2 protein-coding genes and 1 tRNA gene are annotated in these 1513 nt (G+C 57.8%); 2 read left to right on the top strand and 1 reads right to left on the bottom strand.

From position 1 onward, the window contains the following. Nucleotides 1-50: 50 nt before the first annotated feature. Nucleotides 51-127: transfer RNA gene (locus F1542_RS08615), tRNA-Met, on the top strand. A gap of 221 nt (nt 128-348) precedes the next feature. On the opposite strand, the gene F1542_RS08610 is transcribed toward F1542_RS08615, so the two are convergent. Continuing rightward, nucleotides 349-984 carry a TetR family transcriptional regulator gene (locus F1542_RS08610; RefSeq protein ID WP_193732671.1) on the bottom strand — a complete coding sequence of 212 codons (636 nt, stop codon included), beginning with the start codon at nt 982-984 and terminating at the stop codon, nt 349-351. A 107-nt stretch (nt 985-1091) separates the two neighbouring features. On the opposite strand from F1542_RS08610, the gene F1542_RS08605 reads away from it, so the two are divergent. After that, nucleotides 1092-1391 carry a hypothetical protein gene (locus F1542_RS08605; RefSeq protein ID WP_227672589.1) on the top strand — a complete coding sequence of 100 codons (300 nt, stop codon included), beginning with the start codon at nt 1092-1094 and terminating at the stop codon, nt 1389-1391. Nucleotides 1392-1513: the final 122 nt, after the last annotated feature.

The following is a 1513-nucleotide window of genomic DNA, read 5'->3' as shown; positions in this document are numbered from 1 at the left end:
AGGCACGGGAAAGTCGGTCGCCGCCAGGTCTTCCAGTCACCCCTCACCACCGCGGGGTGGAGCAGCCCGGTAGCTCGTCAGGCTCATAACCTGAAGGCCGCAGGTTCAAATCCTGCCCCCGCAACCAAAATTTATCCAATATAATCAGCATGTTAAGCCGTCCGTAAGGGCGGCTTTCTGCGTTTGGGATATACGCGCAGGAAACACATAGGAAACAGACGAAAAGGTACCGGGGCGCGATTTTGTCCACTTTCACAAATGCGTGAGTGTGACTTGGGAGGTCGCCTGACTGAGCCGAAGGTGGTCTAGCGCATTTAGAGCGGCCAACAACCGGATGACAGATTCCGATCAGATGTTTCCAGAGAGCCGGAGCAGATACGCTTCGAACATATCGGCCATGGCATCGGCATAGGCTGCGATTTCTGTCTCGCTTCGGGGTGTCTCCGAGAACGCCTTGCCGACGGCACCGAAAGTCGTCCTGATGAGGTCACCTGCCAGGGTGCGCTCGTCGTTCGTGGCGTTCGGCAGGGCCTCGCGCATAAAGCGTTCGATGATCTTATTTCCCGCCTGTCGCACTTCTGCGGCTTCTGGCGCATCCCGATAGAGGGGAGCGGCATCGTCGAGTGCGACACGGACGGATGCTTCCGCGCATTCCGAACGGATGAAAGCATGGGTCAGTGCTCGCAAACGCGCCAGAGGTGGTTTGCCGGCATCTTCAAGCGTATTGCGCAGCATTGCGGTCGTCTCCCGCCATTCGTCGGTCTGGAGCCGGAACAGGATGGCGGCTTTGTTGGGGAAATACTGGTAGAGCGAACCGATGCTCACACCAGCTTTCTCCGCCACACGGGCCGTGGTGAAGCGTGTGGCGCCTTCCTCGGTCAGAACACGAACAGCCGCTTCCAGAATCGTGGCGACAAGTGCGGCCGAACGCGCTTGGCCTGGCTGTTTGCGGACGGAAATCCTTGGGTTGCGGCGATCGGTCATGGTGTTCCGGGGAATGCGAATAGGAAATGCGATGAATCAATCGTATTTTTGCGGGGTGCGCAAGGTAAAGTGCCGCAGCAACCCCGTTACTGAACAGAGATCACATCATGACCCCTGATAAAGCTCTCACCCTGATGAGCGCACCTGTTGCTCCGCTGCTCGACCGGCTGTTCGCCGAGGCGGACGCCGCCACGAGCCCTGCTGTTTCTAACTTGGCCCCAGAGGAGTTGCAGCGTCTGGTCGGCAGCCGGGCTGACTATGTGCAATTCTACGGTCTCGCAAAAGACCTGTGGCTTCCCGTCTCACGCGAAACAGGCACGCTTCTTTACATGCTGGCCCGCGCCATGCAGGCGCAGGGTATTGTGGAATTCGGAACATCCTTCGGGATCTCGACGATCCATCGGTAATCCCCCCATTTTTAGTGGGGTGCTGAATGAGAATTCAGGCAGCTGTTTTTAGTTTCTGGGCGGGGGTTAGCCCGCTGTTCCCCATGTTGGGTCTGTCATGGTTATATGTCCAGAGCCATTGT

Origin of the sequence: Komagataeibacter sp. FXV3 (assembly GCF_015155755.1) — a bacterium.
In the GTDB taxonomy this organism is placed as follows: Bacteria; Pseudomonadota; Alphaproteobacteria; order Acetobacterales; family Acetobacteraceae; genus Komagataeibacter.
This window is presented reverse-complemented; position numbering and strand designations above follow the sequence as displayed.